The sequence below is a fragment of the Pseudoalteromonas sp. SG44-8 genome (assembly GCF_014164125.1).
In the GTDB taxonomy this organism is placed as follows: Bacteria; Pseudomonadota; Gammaproteobacteria; order Enterobacterales; family Alteromonadaceae; genus Pseudoalteromonas; species Pseudoalteromonas rhizosphaerae.
Map to the genome: position 1 here is coordinate 1 of NZ_JACJEQ010000063.1, position 3,689 is coordinate 3,689.

The 3,689-nt window shown below is 39.4% G+C and carries 2 protein-coding genes; both read left to right on the forward strand.

Annotated elements, in window-relative coordinates; all coding sequences use genetic code 11:
* The first annotated feature begins 165 nt into the window (after window positions 1–165).
* Window positions 166–2,121, forward strand: coding sequence for a nucleoside-diphosphate sugar epimerase/dehydratase (locus H5163_RS20910; protein ID WP_182735880.1), 1,956 nt, complete (start codon window positions 166–168; stop codon window positions 2,119–2,121).
* 349 nt (window positions 2,122–2,470) lie between these two features.
* Window positions 2,471–3,637, forward strand: a complete 1,167-nt coding sequence (locus tag H5163_RS20915; RefSeq protein ID WP_182735881.1) for a nucleotide sugar dehydrogenase — start codon at window positions 2,471–2,473, stop codon at window positions 3,635–3,637.
* Window positions 3,638–3,689 lie beyond the last annotated feature (52 nt).

Consider the following 3,689-nt stretch of genomic DNA (forward strand, 5'->3'; position numbering starts at 1 on the left):
CCTTTGACCTTTGACCTTTGACCTTTGACCTTTGACCTTTGACCTTTGACCTCCTAGCTCCAACGCTTTTTATACGCTATAATTCATAAAATGTTAACAATCAAAGAGTATATTATTAGCTCTTTGCTTTTCGAATCAACAAAGTACAAGAAAAGGGAACTTGTTGTGGATAGTTTCATCCGGTCTATTTTGAATGCTTCTCGCGCTAAAAAGCGTGCTATTACCTTATTTATTGATTCACTTTTTATTGCCGCAGCATTTTGGCTTGCGCTTATAGTGCGTTTAGACAGCCTTGCACCTTTTAGAGAATTGGGTAATTGGCTGCTGTTAGCAATGTTAATTCCTACCGGTTTAATCGCATTTATTAATTTAGGATTATACCGTGCAGTGCTCAGGTACATGAACGCACAGGCGTTATGGGCTATTGTACTGGGTACAGTTATCACCACTGTAAGCTTAGTATTACTATCGTTTTTTGTGGGCATTACCATCCCGCGTACTATGCCATTTATTTTTGCTTGGTTATGTTTACTTACGGTTGGAGGTTCGCGCATTTTGGTACGTGCGATGATTGGCAGAATGGCTACTGTAAATAAAGAGTCGGTTATTATTTATGGTGCAGGTTCTGCAGGAAGACAGCTTGCTACAGCGCTTGGGGCCGGGCCGGAATATTATGTTCGGGCTTTTATTGACGATGATGTCACTAAGCAAGGTTCGATCGTTCAAGGTATTCCGGTAATTAGTTTTAAAGATATTTATGAACTGATTAATAAAGGCAAGGCCACTAAAGTGCTTTTAGCGCTACCTAGCGCAAGCCGAGCAAGGCGTAAAGAGGTGCTTGCGCAGCTTGAACCGTTGACGATTAAAGTTTTATCTATCCCAGGTATGGCTGATGTGGTTGAAGGTAAAGCGCAGCTGTCTGAATTTAGAGAAGTTGAAATTGAAGATTTATTAGGCCGTGACCCAGTAACACCAAAACCCGAACTTATGGCTGCCAACATTACTGGTAAAATAGTAATGGTTACAGGAGCCGGAGGCTCTATTGGCTCTGAGCTGTGTAGGCAAATAGTTAGGCAACAACCTAAAAAGCTAGTGTTATTTGAAATATCTGAGTTTGGTTTATATTCAATTGAAAAAGAGCTACATGAATATATAACTAATAACCATATTGATTTAGAGCTAATCCCAATAATGGGCTCGGTGCAGCGTATAAACCGTATTGAAACAGTAATGATGGCGTTTGGTGTGCAAACGGTTTACCACGCTGCAGCTTATAAACACGTTCCACTGGTTGAGCACAATGTAGTAGAAGGGGTACGTAATAACGTATTTGGTACTTACTACGCAGCTAAAGCTGCTGTAAATGCTGGTGTTGAGACCTTTGTATTAATCTCCACCGACAAAGCTGTACGCCCAACTAATGTGATGGGGGCTACTAAACGAATGGCTGAGCTGGTGCTGCAAGGCCTAGCGCAAAACAAAGGTAAAGAACATCGTACGCGTTTTTGCATGGTTCGCTTTGGTAATGTGCTTGGCTCCTCTGGCTCTGTTGTACCGTTGTTCCGTAGGCAAATTAAAGAAGGTGGCCCAATTACCCTCACCCACCAAGATATTACTCGCTTTTTTATGACCATACCTGAAGCTGCACAATTGGTAATTCAAGCAGGTTCTATGGGTAAAGGTGGTGATGTATTTGTACTCGATATGGGCGATTCGGTAAAAATTAAAGATTTAGCCAGTAAGATGATCCGCCTTTCTGGCTTTGAAGTGAAAGACAAAACTAACCCGCATGGTGACATTGAAATTTTATGCACTGGCCTGCGCCCAGGTGAAAAGCTTTACGAAGAGTTATTAATCGGTGATAACGTGGGAGAAACCCCACACGAACGTATTATGACAGCTCATGAAGCTATGTTGCCGTTAGCGGAGTTAAAAGTATTTTTAGAAGCATTTGATATCGCCTGCCATAACTTTGATCACGAAATGATCCGCCAATTATTACTTGATGCCCCAACAGGTTTTAATCCAACGGATGGAATTTGTGATTTAGTATGGAATGCTAAAAAAGGTGCCCAGCTTGAGAGTCAGCCTCAAGCGAATGTAGTTAATTTGAAGGGGTAGGGGAAAGGTTAAAGGTGGTAGGAAGAGAAAGGTTCTAGGTTCTAAAAACACAGGTTGTAGGCTTAACTTTACTTTCTCGGTGTAGCGCGAAGCGCCTCTGTGCATCTCGGTGGTAAACTTGTTTTTAAGTGATTTATTTACCACAGAGAACACCGAGTTCACAGAGGAAGAGATTAAAAGTTTTAGGCTTTAAGAACTAGGTAAGTGACAAGTTACAAGGCTTTACGTAACTTTATTTACTGTAATGGTCTTCTCTCTGTGCAAATTACTGTTACTAAATAAATGGCTTTAGTGCTAAGCGTAATGAGCTTACGCTTGGAAGCAAAATATAGAATTTAAGGAATTTTAAATGAAAATTGCTGTTGTTGGTACAGGCTATGTTGGCTTGTCTAATGCTATGTTACTTGCGCAACACAATAAGGTTGTTGCGCTTGATATTGATGAAAATAAAGTAGCACTTTTAAAAGATAAGCAATCGCCAATTGTTGACGTTGAAATAAGTGATTTTTTACAAAATAAGCAATTAAATTTTACCGCGACTACAAATAAAGAGTCAGCATTGGTCGGCGCTGAATTTGTAATTATTGCTACACCGACTGATTATGATCCTGAAACAAATTACTTTAATACTAATAGCGTTGAGTCGGTTATTAAAGATGTGCTAAGCATAAACCCAACGGCTACTATGGTTATTAAATCAACAGTCCCAGTTGGCTACACGCAGTCAGTTAAAGAAAAGTTTGGCACTGATAACGTAATATTTTCACCAGAATTTTTACGTGAAGGTAAAGCGCTTCACGATAACTTGTACCCATCACGTATTATTGTTGGTGAGCAAAGTGAACGCGCAAAAACGTTTGCTAATTTACTGGCGCAAGGTGCGATAAAGCAAGATATTGAGATTCTGTTTACTGATTCAACAGAAGCCGAGGCAATCAAGTTGTTCTCAAATACCTACCTTGCAATGCGTGTGGCTTACTTTAATGAGCTTGATAGCTATGCTGAGAGTCATGGTCTAAATGCAAAGCAGATTATACAAGGTGTAGGTTTAGATCCACGTATTGGTAGTCATTATAATAATCCATCATTTGGTTATGGTGGTTATTGTTTACCAAAAGACACCAAGCAGTTGTTAGCTAATTACAAAGATGTACCAAATAATATGATTGGCGCTATTGTTGATGCTAATACTACTCGTAAAGATTTTATTGCCGATTCAATTATTAAACGTAATCCTAAAGTAGTTGGTGTTTACCGTTTAGTAATGAAAACAGGCTCAGATAATTTTAGAGCCTCTGCAATCCAAGGGATTATGAAGCGTATCAAAGCTAAAGGTATTGAAGTTGTTATTTACGAGCCGACGTTAACCGACGAAGCATTTTTTAACTCACGTGTTATCAATGATTTAAACGAATTTAAAAAGTTGGCTGATGTGATTGTGTCTAATCGAATGGCTGAAGAGTTACTTGATGTTGCTGATAAAGTTTATACTCGTGATTTGTTTGGTAGTGATTAAAATAGAGGTCAAAGGTCAAAGGTCAAAGGTCAAAGGTCAAAGGTTAAAGGAA

Coding starts and splice junctions, on each gene's coding strand:
- H5163_RS20915 (WP_182735881.1), top strand. CDS start 2,471: ATGAAAATTGCTGTTGTTGGTACAGGCTATGTTGGCTTGTCTAATGCT.